Annotated in this window: 17 protein-coding genes; 5 read left to right on the top strand and 12 right to left on the bottom strand. The window is 52.2% G+C overall.

Annotated elements, in window-relative coordinates:
- Nucleotides 1-136: 136 nt before the first annotated feature.
- Nucleotides 137-505, bottom strand: a complete 369-nt coding sequence (locus M2401_RS23220) for a histone-like nucleoid-structuring protein, MvaT/MvaU family (protein ID WP_259106181.1) — start codon at nt 503-505, stop codon at nt 137-139.
- A 536-nt stretch (nt 506-1,041) separates the two neighbouring features.
- On the opposite strand from M2401_RS23220, the gene M2401_RS23215 reads away from it, so the two are divergent.
- On the top strand, nt 1,042-1,446 hold the full coding sequence (locus tag M2401_RS23215) for a helix-turn-helix domain-containing protein (RefSeq protein ID WP_259106180.1): 405 nt from the start codon (nt 1,042-1,044) through the stop codon (nt 1,444-1,446).
- A 326-nt stretch (nt 1,447-1,772) separates the two neighbouring features.
- Here M2401_RS23215 and M2401_RS34720 read toward each other — a convergent pair whose 3' ends face one another.
- Nucleotides 1,773-2,348, bottom strand: coding sequence for a TetR/AcrR family transcriptional regulator (locus tag M2401_RS34720; protein WP_409033968.1), 576 nt, complete (start codon nt 2,346-2,348; stop codon nt 1,773-1,775).
- Between the two features lie 107 nt (nt 2,349-2,455).
- On the opposite strand from M2401_RS34720, the gene M2401_RS23210 reads away from it, so the two are divergent.
- Nucleotides 2,456-3,337: an NmrA family NAD(P)-binding protein gene (locus tag M2401_RS23210; protein WP_259106179.1), complete on the top strand. Its 882-nt coding sequence runs from the start codon at nt 2,456-2,458 to the stop codon at nt 3,335-3,337.
- A gap of 124 nt (nt 3,338-3,461) precedes the next feature.
- On the opposite strand, the gene M2401_RS23205 is transcribed toward M2401_RS23210, so the two are convergent.
- The 4 genes from M2401_RS23205 to M2401_RS23190 are packed head-to-tail and all read right to left on the bottom strand — an operon-like array spanning nt 3,462 to nt 6,572.
- Nucleotides 3,462-4,271 (bottom strand): SDR family NAD(P)-dependent oxidoreductase, encoded by an 810-nt coding sequence (locus tag M2401_RS23205; protein ID WP_310504149.1) that lies wholly within the window; start codon nt 4,269-4,271, stop codon nt 3,462-3,464.
- Between the two features lie 2 nt (nt 4,272-4,273).
- A complete protein-coding gene (rhaT, locus tag M2401_RS23200; protein ID WP_259106178.1) occupies nt 4,274-5,332 on the bottom strand; it encodes an L-rhamnose/proton symporter RhaT in 1,059 nt (352 codons plus the stop codon).
- A gap of 38 nt (nt 5,333-5,370) precedes the next feature.
- Entirely contained in the window at nt 5,371-5,691 is a 321-nt protein-coding gene (rhaM, locus tag M2401_RS23195) for an L-rhamnose mutarotase (RefSeq protein WP_259106177.1), read from the bottom strand.
- Nucleotides 5,691-6,572, bottom strand: a complete 882-nt coding sequence (locus tag M2401_RS23190; RefSeq protein ID WP_259106176.1) for an amidohydrolase — start codon at nt 6,570-6,572, stop codon at nt 5,691-5,693. The genes rhaM and M2401_RS23190 overlap by 1 nt, the downstream gene beginning before the upstream one ends.
- A 780-nt stretch (nt 6,573-7,352) precedes the next feature.
- On the opposite strand from M2401_RS23190, the gene M2401_RS23185 reads away from it, so the two are divergent.
- The 3 genes from M2401_RS23185 to M2401_RS23175 all read left to right on the top strand — a co-directional run bounded on the left by M2401_RS23185 (nt 7,353) and on the right by M2401_RS23175 (nt 10,225).
- The gene (locus M2401_RS23185; protein WP_259106175.1) at nt 7,353-8,273 is read left to right on the top strand and encodes a LysR family transcriptional regulator; all 921 of its coding nucleotides are present in this window, start codon (nt 7,353-7,355) and stop codon (nt 8,271-8,273) included.
- Between the two features lie 558 nt (nt 8,274-8,831).
- Nucleotides 8,832-9,662, top strand: a complete 831-nt coding sequence (locus M2401_RS23180; protein WP_259106290.1) for an alpha/beta fold hydrolase — start codon at nt 8,832-8,834, stop codon at nt 9,660-9,662.
- Nucleotides 9,663-9,727: 65 nt separating this feature from the next.
- Nucleotides 9,728-10,225: a Dps family protein gene (locus M2401_RS23175; RefSeq protein ID WP_259106174.1), complete on the top strand. Its 498-nt coding sequence runs from the start codon at nt 9,728-9,730 to the stop codon at nt 10,223-10,225.
- A gap of 42 nt (nt 10,226-10,267) precedes the next feature.
- Here M2401_RS23175 and M2401_RS23170 read toward each other — a convergent pair whose 3' ends face one another.
- From M2401_RS23170 to M2401_RS23145, 6 genes are all read right to left on the bottom strand, one after another.
- A complete protein-coding gene (locus tag M2401_RS23170; protein ID WP_259106173.1) occupies nt 10,268-10,960 on the bottom strand; it encodes a glutathione S-transferase in 693 nt (230 codons plus the stop codon).
- Nucleotides 10,961-11,008: 48 nt separating this feature from the next.
- On the bottom strand, nt 11,009-11,770 hold the full coding sequence (locus tag M2401_RS23165) for an ABC transporter permease (protein ID WP_259106172.1): 762 nt from the start codon (nt 11,768-11,770) through the stop codon (nt 11,009-11,011).
- Nucleotides 11,767-12,687, bottom strand: a complete 921-nt coding sequence (locus M2401_RS23160) for an ABC transporter ATP-binding protein (RefSeq protein WP_259106171.1) — start codon at nt 12,685-12,687, stop codon at nt 11,767-11,769. Before M2401_RS23160 ends, M2401_RS23165 begins: the two co-directional genes overlap by 4 nt.
- Nucleotides 12,684-13,595 (bottom strand): LysR family transcriptional regulator, encoded by a 912-nt coding sequence (locus tag M2401_RS23155; protein ID WP_259106170.1) that lies wholly within the window; start codon nt 13,593-13,595, stop codon nt 12,684-12,686. The genes M2401_RS23160 and M2401_RS23155 overlap by 4 nt, the downstream gene beginning before the upstream one ends.
- A 569-nt stretch (nt 13,596-14,164) precedes the next feature.
- Entirely contained in the window at nt 14,165-14,554 is a 390-nt protein-coding gene (locus M2401_RS23150) for a MarR family winged helix-turn-helix transcriptional regulator (RefSeq protein ID WP_259106288.1), read from the bottom strand.
- Nucleotides 14,555-14,690: 136 nt separating this feature from the next.
- Nucleotides 14,691-16,253, bottom strand: coding sequence for an MFS transporter (locus tag M2401_RS23145; RefSeq protein ID WP_259106169.1), 1,563 nt, complete (start codon nt 16,251-16,253; stop codon nt 14,691-14,693).
- Nucleotides 16,254-16,593: the final 340 nt, after the last annotated feature.

Below are 16,593 nucleotides of genomic sequence, written 5' to 3'. Positions count from 1 at the left end.
AGGTATGGAGTTCTTCCTGCTCTCTAAGCACCGCAGGAAGGATGACCTAGGCCTTTTCTCGTTACAGTTGCCACATCGGCGGTGATTGGATTCAATATATAAAAAAGCCGCCATGCAGGCGGCTTCGCACATCAGATCATACGGAAAGCCAGGATTCCACTGTCTCAGACCCATGCTCAGCCTTCCAGGCTTTCAGCGTCTTGTGGTTACCACCTTTCGTTTCAACCACCTCATCTGTATGAGGATTCTTGTAAACCTTCATGACACGTGCGCGGCGCGTGCCTTTCTCGGCCTTGACAACAGGAGCCGACTTACCACCAAGCGCCGGATCTATGACGTTGATTACGTCGCGCAAGCTGTAGCCGTACTCATCAAGAAGCGAACGCAGTTTGCTCTCAAACTCCATTTCAGTTTTCAGGCCGGAATCGTCTTTCATGGCTTCGAGCTCAGCGAGCTGAGCGGCCAGCTGCTGTTCGAGTTTTCGGTATTCGGCTAAGCGAGACATAAAATTCCTTTGAAAGCAGGAGAGCGTAAGGTTTATGAGGATTCTGATCCGTATATCGAGTTAACAATATAACCCATCCCCCACAAGCAAACCAACTCCGCATTAGCTCTTGATAATGGGGACTAACCGTTTCAGCTTCTCGCCGAGAGACATAGCCCGCGCTCTCCATGCTTAGCAACGTACCTTGGCCAACGAGGCCCTGAGAATGCGGGTGGCTTCGCAACCGGATTGTCTAAAACGCATCGGCCCGATACGTATCGCCGGATTAGATATCAGCTACGGCTTTCAAAACGGACGACAAACCAGCCACTATGCGTGATAATTCAAATGCTTTTTAAGCACAAATCCCGCCATCAAGGTAGGGCACATTTGCGATATGCAAGTTGATTTGTGCTATCCCCCCACTCAACGATACTGAGTTTTACAGGCGAGTAATGTTGCCAGCTAGCTGTGGTAGCCTTCATGCATTGCGCGCCATGCTAGATAGAGAGGCGCTTGCAGATTGACGAAGAAATGAACCAGCCAGGAACGCTTTTATGTCACTCAAAAAAGCCTTCGCTTCAGTGCTTAAAGCGATGCGCGCTACCCGGATGCTTTCCCAGAAAAACCTCGCCGAAGTCAGTAGCCGAACGTACATTTCTAAGTTGGAGCGGGGTCAGTGCAGCCCAACGTTGGAAATGATTACGTCCCTCAGCGCTCCTCTTCGTGTGAGTCCGCTGACACTGATCGCTTTGACGATAGGCGCCGAAAGTGGGCAATCCATCAAAACCCTCGTCGATCGCCTAGAGAGCGAGCTGACTGAGCTGGCCAATGCAGGCGTACTCGACAATCTAGATATCCCACTCGCCACGTCGCCGACGCGGAAACCAAACGCTTCTAGCCCCAAAACTAGATATACGGCGAGCTCATTTCAACAGGCTGAATTTTGTTTTGCCGATTGAACGTGCTCGCATAAAATAGCGCTTGCTGACCAGATAGACCATTCAGAGAGCAGGTGTCCGTCCTCATATCTTGTCCAAACGGCGATCGGGGATACATAAGTCAGAGACTGTTTGGAAAACCATTCATTGGAGCCTGTAGGCCGGAGTTGCGACTCCGATCAGGAGTACAGAAGTACTCTCCCCTAACCTACCTGACGTCTCGCATCCTTTCGTGCACCGAACATTGGCTGGCCGACAATCAGAACTTTAACGCCACGCATCGGTTGGCTCGACAAGAGATCGTCGACGGTTGGAGGAACTCCTGCTAAGGCGGCCCTTTGGCGTAACTATTGTGGCTGAGTCAGATGACTGACCGCAGCATCCAGAATTTCTGTTGAGAGCTTTTTCCGGGAAGTAATCCTTGAGAGCGTTAGCGCCCCTACCATTGTGCTAATCGCTGCCAAAGCACGAGTGCGAGCCAAACTGCCTGAGTCCTGCGTCAGCTGTGCGGTTAAGAGATCTACAACTCTTTCCAGGCCAGTCGTTGCGACGTCTTTGACCTGTACATCATCTCGCGCCAGTTCACTCCCCAGAGACGCGTAGGGGCAACTGAACGCCAAGTCGTCCCTGTTTCTGACTGAAAGATAAGAAGCCACTATAGCCTCGAAACCACCCCCTCCCCCCTCACCGGATAATATCGCTTCAAGACGACCCATGAGTGAATCAATGGATGACTCACACGCCTCAGCCACGATCTGCCCCTTTGATTCGAAATGGCGGTAGAAACCGCCATGTGTGAGGCCAGCGGCAGCCATGAGTCCGGTGAGTCCCGTTCCTTCTATTCCGTGCATTCGAAACTTTACGCTGGCTGCTTCTACGATCCGCTTTCGGGTTTCTATGGTTTCCTGTCTCGATTTACGCATAGCAAAAGAGCCTTCTGATGAGTGTGCCAATCTTTAGATTTCGGTTATCATCTAAACATAGCACAATCTGGACATTCGCTAATGCACACGACCTTGAGGCTACAAAAATGACCCAGCCGACAATTCTAGTCACAGGCGCTACGGGAAATACCGGCCGTAAAACGATTGAGATTCTCACCTCAAAAGGTGTGCCGGTAAGGGCATTGGTTCACAAGGAAGACGAACGCTCGTCTGGGCTACGAGCAATGGGTGCCGAGGTTGTGGTCGGCAACTTGCTGGATTTGAATGCAGTCCGAAGTGCCCTGGAAGGCATTCGTACCGCATATTTCATTTATCCAATCGCTCCCGAATTGCTTGAGGCTACTGCACGCTTTGCACAAGCGGCGATAGAGGCTGGGGTAGAAGCGGTCGTCAACATGTCGCAAATTTCAGCGCGTCGTGAATCCAAGAGTATGGCGGCTCTTAACCACTGGACAGCGGAGCGGGTTTTTGACTGGTCAGGATTGGCAATGACTCACCTGCGGCCAACCTATTTCGCGCAGTGGCTCATTTACCCTAATTTCCGTGCTCAGATATTAGACAAAGGCCAGATTCGTCTTCCCTTCGGTGAAGGGCGTCATGCACCGATAGCGGTAGAGGATCAGGCGCGCATGATCGCGGCCATTCTTGAGAATCCACGCGCACACCAAGGCAAGACGTATACGCTCCACGGCCCTGTTGAATTGAGCCAACAAGGGATTGCGGATGCGATCAGTGAAGTCCTTGGCCGCAAGATCATCTATCAACCCATCGGGCTTGAAGAATACAAGGAAGAATTGCTTCAGAGCGGTCGATCAAATTTCCTGGTACAGCATCTGGGTGAAGTCGCACTGGATTATCAACATGGTGTATTCGCAGGTGAAGACAACATCATTCGCGAGACAACTGGTATTGCCCCTATGACCGTACAAGAGTTCGTAACCCTGCATAAAGGTCTTTTCTCTGCATGACGCGGTGAGGGTGAGCGCACCAGGCTCTCACCCCGTGTCCCTCGGCGTGACTTCCCCTGCGGTCGATGCACTTCTCAGGTGAGCTAGCGCTGTACCCTAAGAGCATTTGTCCGAAGTCATTGGCTCACTGCAAATTCACAAATAAACCGCCATCCACCAGCAACGACGCCCCGGTGACGTACCTGGCCATGTCCGACGCCAGGAACACAATCGGGCCAGCGACATCCTCCGGATCGCCAAGACGACCTAACGGCGTACGCGAGGTCATGTAGGCGAGTTTCTCTTCGTCCGCTAAGTCCTCTTTATTGATGTCGGTCGCAATGGTACCGGGGAGTACCGAATTGCAGCGGATGCCATACGGCCCAAGCGCAATGGCGCAGGACTGCATCAGTGAGTGCAACCCCGCCTTGGTCGGCGTGTAGTGGGTTTGCATGGCGCCCCCGACCAGTGCGCTGATTGAGCTTACCGCGATAATCGCCCCGCCCCTGCCCTGGTTCTTCATTTGGTTGGCGGCCGCCTGAACCGCAAAATAAGCACCGTTCAGATTAGTATTGATCGTTTTTAAATAAACCTCGCGCGGCATATCGAGAAACGAATGGAATGGGCAAATACCTGCGTTGTTGACGAAAACGTCGACGCTGTCAAAAGCTGCCAATGCACCCGCAACCAGTCGGTCGCCGGTATCCGGATCGGCTGCATCACTGCCCACTTCGATGGCCTGTCCGCCGAACGCAGCAATTTCTTCGATCAGACTGTTCGCGGCCTCTGTGCCCTGCTCGCTGCCACTATGGCCGATCACGACACGCGCCCCCTGCCTTGCACATTCGCGTGCCGCCGCCCGGCCGATACCGCGGGAGGCGCCAGTGATGATTACGGTTTTACCTGCCAATAACATAGAGAACTCCTTGAAAGTGAAGATGGAAATAGGGGCCACGTTCAGCTCAGATAGTTGCCATAACCGACCATACCGATAGCACCCAGAATCACCGCAATACCGGATACCAGAACGCCCTTGTTCGACGCGCTGGTGCCCTGCCATTCACGGAAATATAGCCCCCAGCAGTTCGAGACGATGATGATGAAAGACATGTGCAGTACCCAAGAACTGGCGTCGTTGTGCAGACGGGTTTCGCCCATGCCATAGAAAAAGAACTGCAGAAACCACAGCGTTCCTGCACTCGCCACCAACAGGTAATTGCGCAACAACGGCGTCTGCGTGTTGGTGTAATCACCGAAGCTGCGATTGCGTTTATTGAGCCACAGGCACCAGATGGCATTTGTGGTCAAACCGCCCCACATGATCACCATGAACGTTACGTTGTTCTGGAACAGGCTATTGGTACCGTGCTGCACTGCGGCTTCGGCCAATGGCCGACCGGCTGTTATGCCATAGCTGAAGCAGGCACTGAGCACTCCGGAAATGACCGCGACCAAAGCACCTTTGCCCAAGGAAAACTCACTGATACTCGCGAACTTGGTTTCCTCGGAAACCTCACGTTCCTTCAGCACTCCGGCACGTCCACACAACGCAATGCCGACAAGAGAAACTGCCACGCCCCATAGCACCCAGTTACCGCTGGAACTGGTGACCATTTCACTCAATGTCCCGGCCTTAGCGTCGGTGAACAGGTCGCGATAAAGCGCCGGCACTAGCGCGCCCAATGCTGAAGTCAGTCCCATGACCAAGGACATACCGAGCGACAAACCCAGATAGCGCATCGTGAGGCCGAAAGTTAGCCCGCCTATCCCCCAGAGAACTCCAAAAAAGTAAGTCCAAAATAAAGTGACCGTGTCAGCTTGGCGCAAAATATCAAGGTATCCGGGTACGGTGAGCTGTGCCGCAATCAGCGGTACTATCAGCCAAGACGCTAGCCCGCCCGTAATCCAGTAGCTTTCCCATGCCCAGCCACGTACCTTTTTATAAGGGATGTAAAAGCTGCCTGATGCCGAACCTCCAATAAAATGCAGCAGCACGCCCAGCAGAATAATTTCCACGTTTTGCTTCCTTTTTTGTTATTGGATTTGCCAGTTGTTCAGCCTTGATTCAGGCTAAACACCGGCTGCATATCTACCGCAATCGGAGAGCCATCCGAGTGGGTTCGCATGATTGGTTGCATGAACTGCCACCACCGCTGCATGACGTCGAGCCTTTGTAACTGATCAAGCAAGTGTTCATCTTCGTGGGTCAGCACCGCATACAACGACAGCGTTTCAGGATCGAGAAAAATCCGATAATCCAACACACCAGCATCGCGCAACGCTTCGACTAGTTCAGGCCAGATTTCGTCGTGACGTTTGCGATACTCATCCGTTTGCCCGGGGTTAAGGTTCATGCGAAAAGCGCGAATAGGCATCAGAGTGTCCCTTGCAAAGTAGGAATTGAGTACGCGCGAGAGACGTTATGCAGAAAGAACTTTTCCTGCGCCGCAAGCGGTTTGCCTGACAAGCATTGCCTGACCAAATTCAGAGTGCTATCGAAGTCCGCGATGGAATTGCTATTGGGCCAATCACTACCAAAAAAACAACGATCCTCACCAAAGGCTTCCCAAAGATAAGCCAGCCTGTCGCGATAAAAGGTAGGGTCTGTGACCAGGCCGTTCTCGTCCGCCTGCGGGATTTCTGCAAGCTTGGCGAACACATTAGGGCGCCCAGCTAACTCAAACACATCAAGCTGAAAGTCAGCCCCTTGTCCATGAGGCACCGAGGCGTTGGGTAGGTGATCTACGACGATACGCAGAGTCGGAACGGCATCGCTTAGACGTAAAAGACCTTTGATAAGACGCGGATTGGGATTCGCGGTATCAAGGGTACGTCCTGAGGCTGCCAGGCGACGCATCGCCTCGATGAAACCAGGCCGGATTTGGTCATCCAGCAAATCCCTGTCCCACAGGTTGCCATAGCGTAAACCGAGGAACAGCGGTTCAGCTTCCAGCGCACTTAGGTCATCGTGGAAATGCATATCAAAAGGGGAAAGGTTCCCGATAAATCCAAGCATCCCTGGGCTTTGCCGAAGCGTCGCTAATAGCCAAAAATTATCAAGTCGTCTAGGGCTGGCCTCGACGACAATGGCACCACGAATTTGCTGGTGAGATGCCAGATCCCAATAATTAGCTGGCAAGGCGACGCCGTAGAGCGGGTGATCTGGTTCAGGCCAAGGAATTCCTTGAGGCCGGCGGGCATCGAAAAGATGGATGTGGCTATCAATAATGTGGCCAGTGTAACGGTCTTCAGTCATGCCGAGTCCGTCCAAATTTGTTTTTATTGACCATGGACACTATGCCGCAGTGCGATTCATGACTAATCGTTTTTTGGTTATAAGTGATACCCTTAGGGTATTAGTGCTGCTGCGACATGAAGGATTTCACGCCTTTTCCCCATCTCAGGCTAGAATTTTCCGCTTTAAGAAAAACCGTAATATCTCTTGAGAGGGTTGTCCCTCTGCTATTGGCCTGATCCTGTATGTTTACGCAGCCCCCGTTCAGTCTCCTCTGGAACTCAGAATCTGCTCACGGCACCAGCATAAATGCGCACTAGAATTGAGACCTAATTAGCTTTAATCGACCACTTACGAAAACGAGGAAGCTGCCAGTCCCTTACCCGTCGTTGCGAACTGATATCGCACCCACCTTAAACTTGGAGAGCAAGAACTATCACTCTTTAGAATAATACGTCGAATTGCGCACATTTAAAAAGTCAGTTATAGATTAACTCTATCGTACAATTACTATCAGCAATTCGAATAGTGCTGTTCCAATACGTTAGCACTCCCGCCCAAGACGTACTACACAGATACGTTTAGAACAAGACGAATCGAGCCTGGAGAAAATATTTCTCTGACTTTCTTGTATCCCGGTTTGTCGATGTATATATTCTAAGCCGACTCGCTTTTCGCCGTATCGAATCTCAAAAAAGAATTATGCGTATTAGGAATATCTTCAAGGATCAATGCTGATTATACGGATACTGATTCATCATGGTGCACCCTTGACGATCCCACGCGGGTCTAATTTACCGCGTGTCCAAAGGTTATCTCTTGAACTTCGATTGGAATGACATACCGCTCCTGCTTGCATTGGCACGAGAGGGCAGCATGAGTGCAGCAGGCCGCAAGCTTGGTATTGATCCATCAACGCTCAGCCGCCGTTTGGTCGCGGCAGAGGGTGCATTGGAAACGCGGTTATTCATCCGCGATAACACGGGCTACCATGCCACCGAGGCAGGTCTGGTATTCCTGAGTTATGCCGATCGCCTATTTGGTGATGTGAGAAGCATGCTCATGGATACTCGTACTGAAGCCGACGGAGTGGGTGGAGCGGTACGCCTGACATCCATCGATGTTCTGTTCAGCCACTGGCTGGTCGACCATATGCCCGTTCTGCTACAGCAATATCCACAGCTGCGGCTACAGCTACTCGTAGCCAACCAGGCACTTTCATTCACTCGTAGGGAAGCCGATTTCGCCTTGCGTCTAGCACGGCCAACAGATGATGCCGCATTGGTGATGCGCAAGGTGGGTGATCTAGGTTTTGCTGTATATGGCGCAGAGCGATTTGCCCAGATCCCGCGCGAGTTATGGCCTGAGCAACCGTGGATGGCTTATGGCGAAGAACTGTCAGCTCTACCTGAGATGCTGTGGCTAAAAACGTTTGTACCAGATGGCGATTTTCAGATACGTGTAAGTAGCGTTAGTACATTGGTGAATGCTTGCGAAGCGGGGATGGGACTGGCTCTGCTGCCGTGCATACTCGCTGAAAAGAATGGGTTACGCCGCTTGAGCGAGGAGCCAGAGCTCCACCGCGAAATCTGGTTATTAAGCCATCGGGATGCAGGAAGTATCGGCCGCTACCGAGCAGTCGCAGCGTGGTTGAAGGAAGTTTTTGAGCGGGATGCCGACCGCTTGCGGGGTGAGCGGAGAAACCCGGCACCTCCAATCTGAGATGCTTGCAGCGGCTAGGGCTGCAATGTTGTAAGAATTGGCAACCCGGTGATGCAAAATCGCAAAGCGTCTTTGCAAGGCTGAAGGTTCCTTGATTAACCTTAATCGTAGATGATCATCGCAGACGCAATCGCTTCATCAATTTTTTTGGCATAAGTATATAACATGAGAAGTAGATGCTAACGATTCTAACTACGATAAATTCCAATCGTTAGAAAATCATTCTGGCCTTGAACACTGCCAACGATAGCACTGTGGATACAGATGAGCACCATTATCTGAGAATCCTCGATCCCTGTAGTAACGACCAATAGCAAATAGCGTAAGCCGCTGAGATTCTGAAATCTTCAGATTCCAGCCCTCAATGTTAAATAAAATGTAATGAGGCCTTTGATGGACAACACTGATCGCAAGGTAGATCTTCAGCGTCGAGCTGTGATGACAGGCTCGGCTGTTTTGGCCGCAGGATTTTTTATACCGCTTTCCAGTTTTTCAGCAGTCACCAACGCTGCGACTAGCAGCCTTTTAACATCATCCACTTCTCAAGGTACAGACGCCATGAACTCGATTACGACCAAAGACGGCACCGTGATTTTTTACAAGGACTGGGGGCCGAAAGAGGCAACTCCCGTAGTTTTCCATCACGGCTGGCCACTAAGCTCGGATGATTGGGACAATCAGATGATGTTCTTCCTGCTCAAGGGCTATCGAGTTATTGCTCACGACCGTCGCGGGCATGGTCGGTCTACGCAGACGTGGACTGGCAACGAAATGGATACTTACACTAACGATGTAATCGAGTTGACCGATGCGCTTGACCTCAAGGGCGCCATTCACATTGGCCATTCGACTGGGGGTGGTGAAGTTGCTCGCTACGCCGCACGCGCCAAGCCTGGCCGCGTCGCAAAAGCTGTGTTGCTCAGCGCAGTGCCGCCAATTATGGTCAAGTCTGCAAAAAATCCAGGTGGTTTACCTTTGGAGGTCTTCGACGGTTTCCGTGCCGCGCTGATCGCCAACCGAGCTCAATTTTATGTGGACGTCCCTACAGGGCCTTTCTACGGTTTTAATCGACCCGGCGCCAAAGTATCACAAGGTGTGATTGATAACTGGTGGCGCCAAGGAATGATGGGTGGCGCAAAAGCTCATTACGATTGCATTAAGGCATTCTCGGAAACGGACTTCACCGAAGACCTGAAAGCGATCCAAGTGCCGACGCTGGTACTGCATGGTGAAGACGATCAAATCGTACCTTTCGCAGATTCCGCGCCCTTGGCTGCCAAACTTCTGAAACATGGCATCCTCAAGACCTATCCTGGTCTTCCGCATGGCATGCCGACCACAAACGCCGACCAAATCAATGCTGACTTGCTCGCTTTTATTCGCGGCTGAAATCAGCACACTGACGGTGCAGCGGCGCCGTCAGTGTGCGCAGAATATTTACCAGGAGAAGTAAATTGGCACAAGCGAACTCGATCGCTCAACCACCTGCAAGTCTCTTCGACGTGAATACCGAACTTGCCGTTGACGCGCTCAACAAAATTCTCGCAGACAGCTTCGCGCTTTATATGAAAACAAAGAACTTTCACTGGCATGTACAGGGGCCTCACTTTCGAGAGTATCACCTGATGCTTGACGATCAGGCTACTGAGATACTGGGTACAACCGATCAAATTGCCGAGCGAGTTCGTAAAACCGGGCACTCAACCCTTCGCTCTATCGGTGATATCGCACGCTATCAACGCATTAAAGATAGCAATAGTGACTCTATAGCTGCCCCAGAAATGTTGGCTGAGCTCTACAACGATAATGTCGCTCTTGTACAAGCACTCCACGAGGCCAAACGCCTTGTCGATGAGGCTGGCGATAATGCGACAAGCGGACAGCTCGATGATTGGACTGATTTGGCTGAGGGACGGGCGTGGTTCCTGTCCGCAACGAGCCGATCGAGCTAGTCAATGGGGCGTAAGACATGGTGTGACATAATGTTTGGCTGATTAACGCACCGTGCATGGGGCACGGTGAATTTTTCCTTGAACAGCCTCATAACGAGCAACTAACCTCTCGACCCACCTCGCAATCCCCGGATGGTTCTCCCAAATCTCCAGGCGCAACACCCACGCCCATAAGAAGAACCCCCCAATCAATACATCGACTGCACCAGGCTCATCACCGTCAAAAAACGGCGTTAGCTGTAATTGGGCCTTAAGTGGTTGAAGTGCGCTCTCGACTAACTGCACTCCTGTGGATGGATCGGCGAATGCCTCCAAGGACGACCCTAATAATCCTTCATGTTTACTCCGGAAATAGCAAGCGTCCTCAAGTGACAATAAGGGCAATATTCGCAAAACCAGAAGCCGAAATAGCCCTATAAGTAGATCCTGGTGAGCAAACCTGTCGATGAGAGTTGCGCGATGCTTAGCTATGCCCTCTAAACCCAGCGATGCCCGCGAGTATTGTCGATCCAGGTAGCAAGCAATCGAAAGGCTGTCGTGAACAATGCTTTGGCCATCGCGAAGAACTGGTAGCAAATCTTGTCCTGAAAACGCTATCGCAGCCTTGTCGGAATACGTAATGGGTCTTGATTCGAACGGTAGCCCCTTAAAAGCCATCGCCAAGCGTACTCGCCAGCAGAAAGGTGAGAACACTAGTTTCGGGTCTGCCCCACAAACCTCAAACAGTTCGATCATTGTGACGGGTTTCCAAGTCGATGGCGGGAGTTTCGCCACCGACCTTTACTAAATCTGAAGCCGGTAGCCCGAGCGTAAGATTAACCTAACTACCCCCAGACAGCACATTAAAAAAATGATTAATAACATGAAGTCTATAGCCGGATTAAATACCGAGGTCGCATAGAAGCTCCAGCGAAAGAGGTCTACCACATAGGCCAGCGGATTCATGAAACTCAGGGTTTGCCAGCCGCTCGGTAGAGCCGACAGGGAGTAAAAACACCCGCCGAGAAAAGTCAACGGCGTAATGATAAGTGACGGCACCAATTGGAGCCGATCCCAACCATCCACGCAAAGGCCGGTTATAAAACCTAATAGGCTGAATGATAGTGCAGTCAGGATCAGGATCGCCAAAGCACAGAAAGGGTTAGCTATTTCAAAGGGAACGATCAGCCTGGCCGTCAGCACAATCAGCAATCCAAGCACCACCGATTTTATTGTAGCCGCCCCCACATAGCCCACAATGATTTCAGCCGGCAGCAATGGTGCCGAAAGCACCTCATAAATCGCTCCTGAATACCGAGGCATGTATATACCAAAAGCGGCGTTTGAGACGCTCTGAGTCACAACTGTCAGCAATGTCAGCCCTGGTACGATGAATGCCCCGTAGGAAATTCCAGCGGTACCCTTTAAAGGGAAGTCCATAGCTGCGCCAAAAACCACGAAATACAATACCGTGGAAATTACAGGGCCAGCGATGCTTTGCAACCATGTACGACGCGCTCGGCTGATTTCGTAGTGTAGAATTGCGCCAATCGAATACCAGTTCATTGTGTGCTCCGCAGTATGTTGATGAAGATATCCTCAAGAGAGCTTTCGGACGTTCGCAAGTCGGTAAACCTGATTTTCGCGGCAGAGAGATGGTTCAAGATATGCTCGATATTTGATTGCTCGCCTCCTATCTCTATGATCAATTCGCGTCCGTTTTCATCAAGGCTGGCATGCTGCGAACTAAAGGCAGTTGGGATAATGGCTAACGGATAGGTCAATGATATATGCACTCGACGGCGTCCCAGCCGTCTGATCATGGCGGCTTTGTTTTCAACAAGTCTGAGCTGCCCATCGCTGATCACCCCGATGCGATCAGCCATTTGCTCTGCCTCTTCCAGGTAGTGGGTGGTCAACACGATGGTGACACCCCTATCCCGCAAGCGACGAACCATAGCCCACATGTCCATGCGAAGCTCGATATCGACCCCAGCGCTCGGTTCATCGAGGAACAATATAGTGGGTTCATGTGCCAACGCCTTGGCAATCATGACTCGCCGACGCATTCCCCCCGACAGCTCAAGAGTGGACGCCTCACGCTTGTCCCAAAGCGATAGCTCGCGCAGCAAGCGCTCTAGCAAAGCCGCGTCCGGTGCTTTGCCAAACAATCCGCGACTAAATCGTACTGCCGACCAAACGCTTTCAAAGCCTTGGCTTACGAGATCTTGCGGTACAAGACCGATTTTGACCCTGGCTTCTCGATAATGCTGAGGAAGTGGCTGGCCATCAATCGCGATGCTTCCACTGCTGGGCCTGACTAGCCCACATATGGCCCCAATCAAGGTCGACTTACCTGCGCCATTGGGCCCAAGTAAGGCGAAGATTTCACCTGGAAAAATGTCAAGATTCACGCCTTTAAGGGCCTGAAACCCAGAGTCATAAGTTTTGTATAGATCACGTATGGAGACCGCGGGCGTCATTGCGCATCTCCCAGGCAATCCAGCACCTTCCCGCGTAGCCAGCGTTGAGCCGGATCCAGATCTTGGGTAGCGCTCCAAGCCATAGATAAATCATAAACGGGAGCAGGAAATGGCAGCTCTTCACTTCGAAGCTGTCCGTTGGCCGTCAGTGCGGCAGCCGCGTAATCCGGTACGGTAGCAATCAGCTTAGTACCAGGGAGCAATGTGCCAAGCCCATAAAATTGAGGTATAGCGCGAGTTACCTCACGGCAACGCCCGATGCCAGCCAGTTCTTCGTCAATGAATCCACTCAGATCACCCGCGAAAGACACCAATGCATGAGGCCGCGCGCAATACTCCTCCAAGCTGATCGGCTCGTTGGCTACTAGGTCAGCATGCACCATAACTGACCTGCTACGGCGTAATGTTCTTCGTTTGGCATTGGCTGGTAGGTCACCGGTATAGCAAATACCTAACGAAATCTCCCCGGAGAAAAGCTGTTGGTTGATCGTGAGGTAATTCGTTCGGCGGATTACGACCACCATGCCCGGAGCATCGTTGCCGAGGCAGCGCATCAGTTGGGGAAGTAAGGCAAGCTCTACATCATCGCTAAGCCCAAGCCGAATGACGTCTTTGCTGGTGGCCGGGTCGAACTGGCTGGTATGGCTGACAGCATCTGAAATCGAGTCGAGCGCTGGTCGCAGAACAGCTTCAATTTCAACGGCCCTTACTGTTGGTTCCATTTTCCGGCCGTTGCGTACAAAAAGTGGGTCGTTATACAACATGCGAAGGCGCGTCAACGCGGCGCTCACAGCGGGCTGGCCTAAAAATAGCCGTTCCGCCGCGCGAGTAACGTTACGCTCAAGCATAATCATCTCAAAAATGACGAGCAGGTTAAGGTCAACGTGGCGTAGATCGATACGAGTCATAGAGGTGCTCCCAGATATATACCGGGATCATCGACGAGTCCCCCGCAGCCGGGAATAGAGATGTCTGCAAAGGCACTTTGCTCAGACGCATAGGTTGCGGTGGAGATGGCAGCGCCCCTCCCCGCTCGCACATATCAGGGCATGAAGAACCAGTTCAATGATTGCCAACGCCTCAGTCGTTTTAGCGAGGGCGTCAGAGAGGCAATAACTGGCAGCGCTGGTGCCGACGGTGTTGCCTAAAGCGGCAGCCAGTTGTCGATCATTTTGGTGGTCATGCTGCGGCGAATCACGATGGACGTGGGATAGGATTACTCCTGATCGCAGACATGCCATAAACCATATGGGCCCAATGGTCTGTGATCAGCGCTTCGTTTGTATCAAAAACTGACGGTAGGAGCTCTCGCATAACACACGGAAACCATCGACTTTAATGCTGAATCCCAGAGGCAGAATGGGCCGACCGCTTCAGCTATCTCCCCCCTTCTTTCGAACGAAGTTGGTATGAAATGCCCAAGCGCCGCATGGGAGTAAAGAGTTTAAGCACCGCGCCGCAATGCCTATTCGCTTTTTTAAATCGCGTGTTGCCCTAGCGCCTCATAAACACCGTGAGTCGTGGATAACAAGGCGTCCGAGAGTTCAGGGCCCAGTATCTTTCGAGTTTCAGCTTGAGCCGCGACCCAAGCGCAATGTGACGCCTTGTATTTATGCATGCCGGCAGAAGTCAACTGCAGTCCAAACGATCGCTTATCAATCGTGCCCTCCGGCATCACCACGGTCTCGATCCAGTCCGCGGCGATTAGAGGCTTGATCCCACGACTCAACGTTGTCCGATCCATGCCCATCTGAGCTGCAAACTCCAAATTCGCAACCGGCGCCAACTGGTGTAGCCGCTGGAGGATCGAGAACTGAGGGACGCTAATCCCGTGAGGTGCCAGATGCGCCTCATACACTGACGTCATCCGACGGGCCAGGCGACGGACGCTCGTGCACAAGCACTGAGTAGTCATGAAATCTCCTTCAACCTCTCATAATGGATCAATACAGTGTGCATCTCACCTTGGTTTTGGCACAACGAATAAGGACAGAAGTTCTCGCTCATTCATCTGCAACAAACAATGCCTCAGCCGCCCTGGCCTCTGAAACGTCGCTCGGACTCCCGACCATCAGCCGTCGAGTAAGAACCAGGCATACCACTGCAAACCCAGCTGCAGCCCATGCTGCACTGCCGAACCCGGCCTCGAAGGCCGAGCGAAGCGATAAGGCTACACCGTCTCTGAGCGCTGGAGGTAATGTAGAAAGCGCTGATTCTGCGTCTCCAGCCGAGAACCGTTTGGCAATCCCTATAGCATCGACGGCCGAGATTCCCAGAGATTCTGTGCTCGGGACAAACCTCTTAAGCATCGCGGACAAGAGAATCGCGCCTAGCGCAGCAATGCCGAAAAGGAGGGAGGTGAACCGAATTGTCGACGCTATACCGGAAGCTACACCCGATCTGTTTGCCGGTAGTGCGCCCTGAACCGCCTTTGCGGTTTCGCCGTTTAGAATGCCGGCGCCGGTGCCCGCAACGATCATAGCCAATGCGAATAATGCGTAAGAGGAGTTAGCATCAGACAGTAGCGCCATTAGCACATTGCCACTGGCCGTAATACACAGCCCGAACGAGAGAATGGATTTGGAAGGCAAGGTGATTCTGGCGCTTAGGCGCGGAACAAGAAACATCGGAAGCGCGAATGGAAGCATCGAAAACCCAGCTGTCATTGGAGCAAAGCCAAAGGCATTTTGCAGGTAAAGCGGTAGGTAAAAAATCATCACCTGCGCTCCTACCGCATAACCAACCATGGACGCTACGGTGCCTCGAAAATAGACAGGACGAAATATCTCAAAATCCAACATAGGATTAGCCTGACGTTTTTCGACAATCACAAACAGAACGAGCAAGGCGATACCACCAAGCACACGCCACAGTACCGCCGGTGCGAGCCACCCCAGAGCGTTGCCATCAATGACCGCCCAAGTCAGTAGAAACAGGCCGGAGCTGAAAGTCAGTATCCCCGCAAAATCAAGGCGCTTCGCGTCTGGATCACTAGACTCTGGGATGATTTTCAGTGTGGCAATGACTAAAGCAGAACAGAGCGGAACATTGATCAGAAACGCCCATTCCCACCCAAATAGGCTGGAAATAACGCCGCCCAGGATCGGGCCGCAGGTAATCGCTACACCCAGGCTCGCGCCCCAGAATGCATAAGCCTTCGCACGATCTGCTCCGTTAAAAGTATGGTTGATGACTGCAAGTGACGCCGTAAGCAGCAAACTTGCCCCGGCCCCTTGGACTGCGCGCGAAATGTTGAGCATCAGTGGCGAAATAGACAGTCCGCAAGCGAGAGATGCAGCGCCAAACGTCACCATGCCGATGACTGCGCTGAGGCGGCGCCCAACTTTATCGCCGAATGATCCAGCGGCGAGAAGCAGGGCGGCGAAGGGAAGAACGTAAGCGGTGATGACCCACTGGACGTCAGCGAAGTCAGCATTCAGTGAGCTGGCTAGCGTCGGGAGAGCCACCGCTACAAGATTCGTGTCGAGCATGACCAAGGATGACACAAGGCAGATTACCACCAGGATCAGTCTTTGGTTCGCGGGTGGATCAACGTTCTGGTTCACGATAACTCTCCAATAGATGCGTAGACGCCCGGGCCAACGCCCAATCGACCAGATCATATCAGTGCATATGCATCGATCAAGAGGTAATCACGATTTTCTCGACGTAAGGGCACCTTCCGTGAGCCGACTGTGAGCCTGGATTACCCAGAACTGGGTTCGTGCCAGCACCTTGATCTCGCTGCTGGACGAAGCATACTGATGGGATATCGACTGGGATGATTGCTACCACGCCAAGGCAGGTGGTTGCGCAGGCAAGCAACGACAGCGTCGTCACACAGTTCAATATTGATGCGGAAAGAGAGGTACTACAAGCATCCGCAGTTTGGTAGATGGCACATCT

The sequence above is a fragment of the Pseudomonas sp. JUb42 genome, assembly GCF_024807945.1.
In the GTDB taxonomy this organism is placed as follows: domain Bacteria; phylum Pseudomonadota; class Gammaproteobacteria; order Pseudomonadales; family Pseudomonadaceae; genus Aquipseudomonas.
Note: the sequence above shows the minus strand (reverse complement) of the source record. Positions and strands in the feature narration are given on the sequence as shown.

What these genes read in the sequence shown, in the direction of transcription:
- M2401_RS23170 (WP_259106173.1), bottom strand. Translation starts at nt 10,960, where the DNA reads ATGATCGAACTGTTTGAGGTTTGTGGGGCAGACCCGAAACTAGTGTTC.
- M2401_RS23180 (WP_259106290.1), top strand. Translation starts at nt 8,832, where the DNA reads ATGAACTCGATTACGACCAAAGACGGCACCGTGATTTTTTACAAGGAC.
- M2401_RS23190 (WP_259106176.1), bottom strand. Translation starts at nt 6,572, where the DNA reads ATGACTGAAGACCGTTACACTGGCCACATTATTGATAGCCACATCCAT.
- M2401_RS23215 (WP_259106180.1), top strand. Translation starts at nt 1,042, where the DNA reads ATGTCACTCAAAAAAGCCTTCGCTTCAGTGCTTAAAGCGATGCGCGCT.
- M2401_RS23165 (WP_259106172.1), bottom strand. Translation starts at nt 11,770, where the DNA reads ATGAACTGGTATTCGATTGGCGCAATTCTACACTACGAAATCAGCCGA.
- M2401_RS34720 (WP_409033968.1), bottom strand. Translation starts at nt 2,348, where the DNA reads ATGCGTAAATCGAGACAGGAAACCATAGAAACCCGAAAGCGGATCGTA.
- M2401_RS23155 (WP_259106170.1), bottom strand. Translation starts at nt 13,595, where the DNA reads ATGACTCGTATCGATCTACGCCACGTTGACCTTAACCTGCTCGTCATT.
- M2401_RS23220 (WP_259106181.1), bottom strand. Translation starts at nt 505, where the DNA reads ATGTCTCGCTTAGCCGAATACCGAAAACTCGAACAGCAGCTGGCCGCT.
- M2401_RS23150 (WP_259106288.1), bottom strand. Translation starts at nt 14,554, where the DNA reads ATGACGTCAGTGTATGAGGCGCATCTGGCACCTCACGGGATTAGCGTC.
- M2401_RS23210 (WP_259106179.1), top strand. Translation starts at nt 2,456, where the DNA reads ATGACCCAGCCGACAATTCTAGTCACAGGCGCTACGGGAAATACCGGC.
- rhaM (WP_259106177.1), bottom strand. Translation starts at nt 5,691, where the DNA reads ATGCCTATTCGCGCTTTTCGCATGAACCTTAACCCCGGGCAAACGGAT.
- M2401_RS23160 (WP_259106171.1), bottom strand. Translation starts at nt 12,687, where the DNA reads ATGACGCCCGCGGTCTCCATACGTGATCTATACAAAACTTATGACTCT.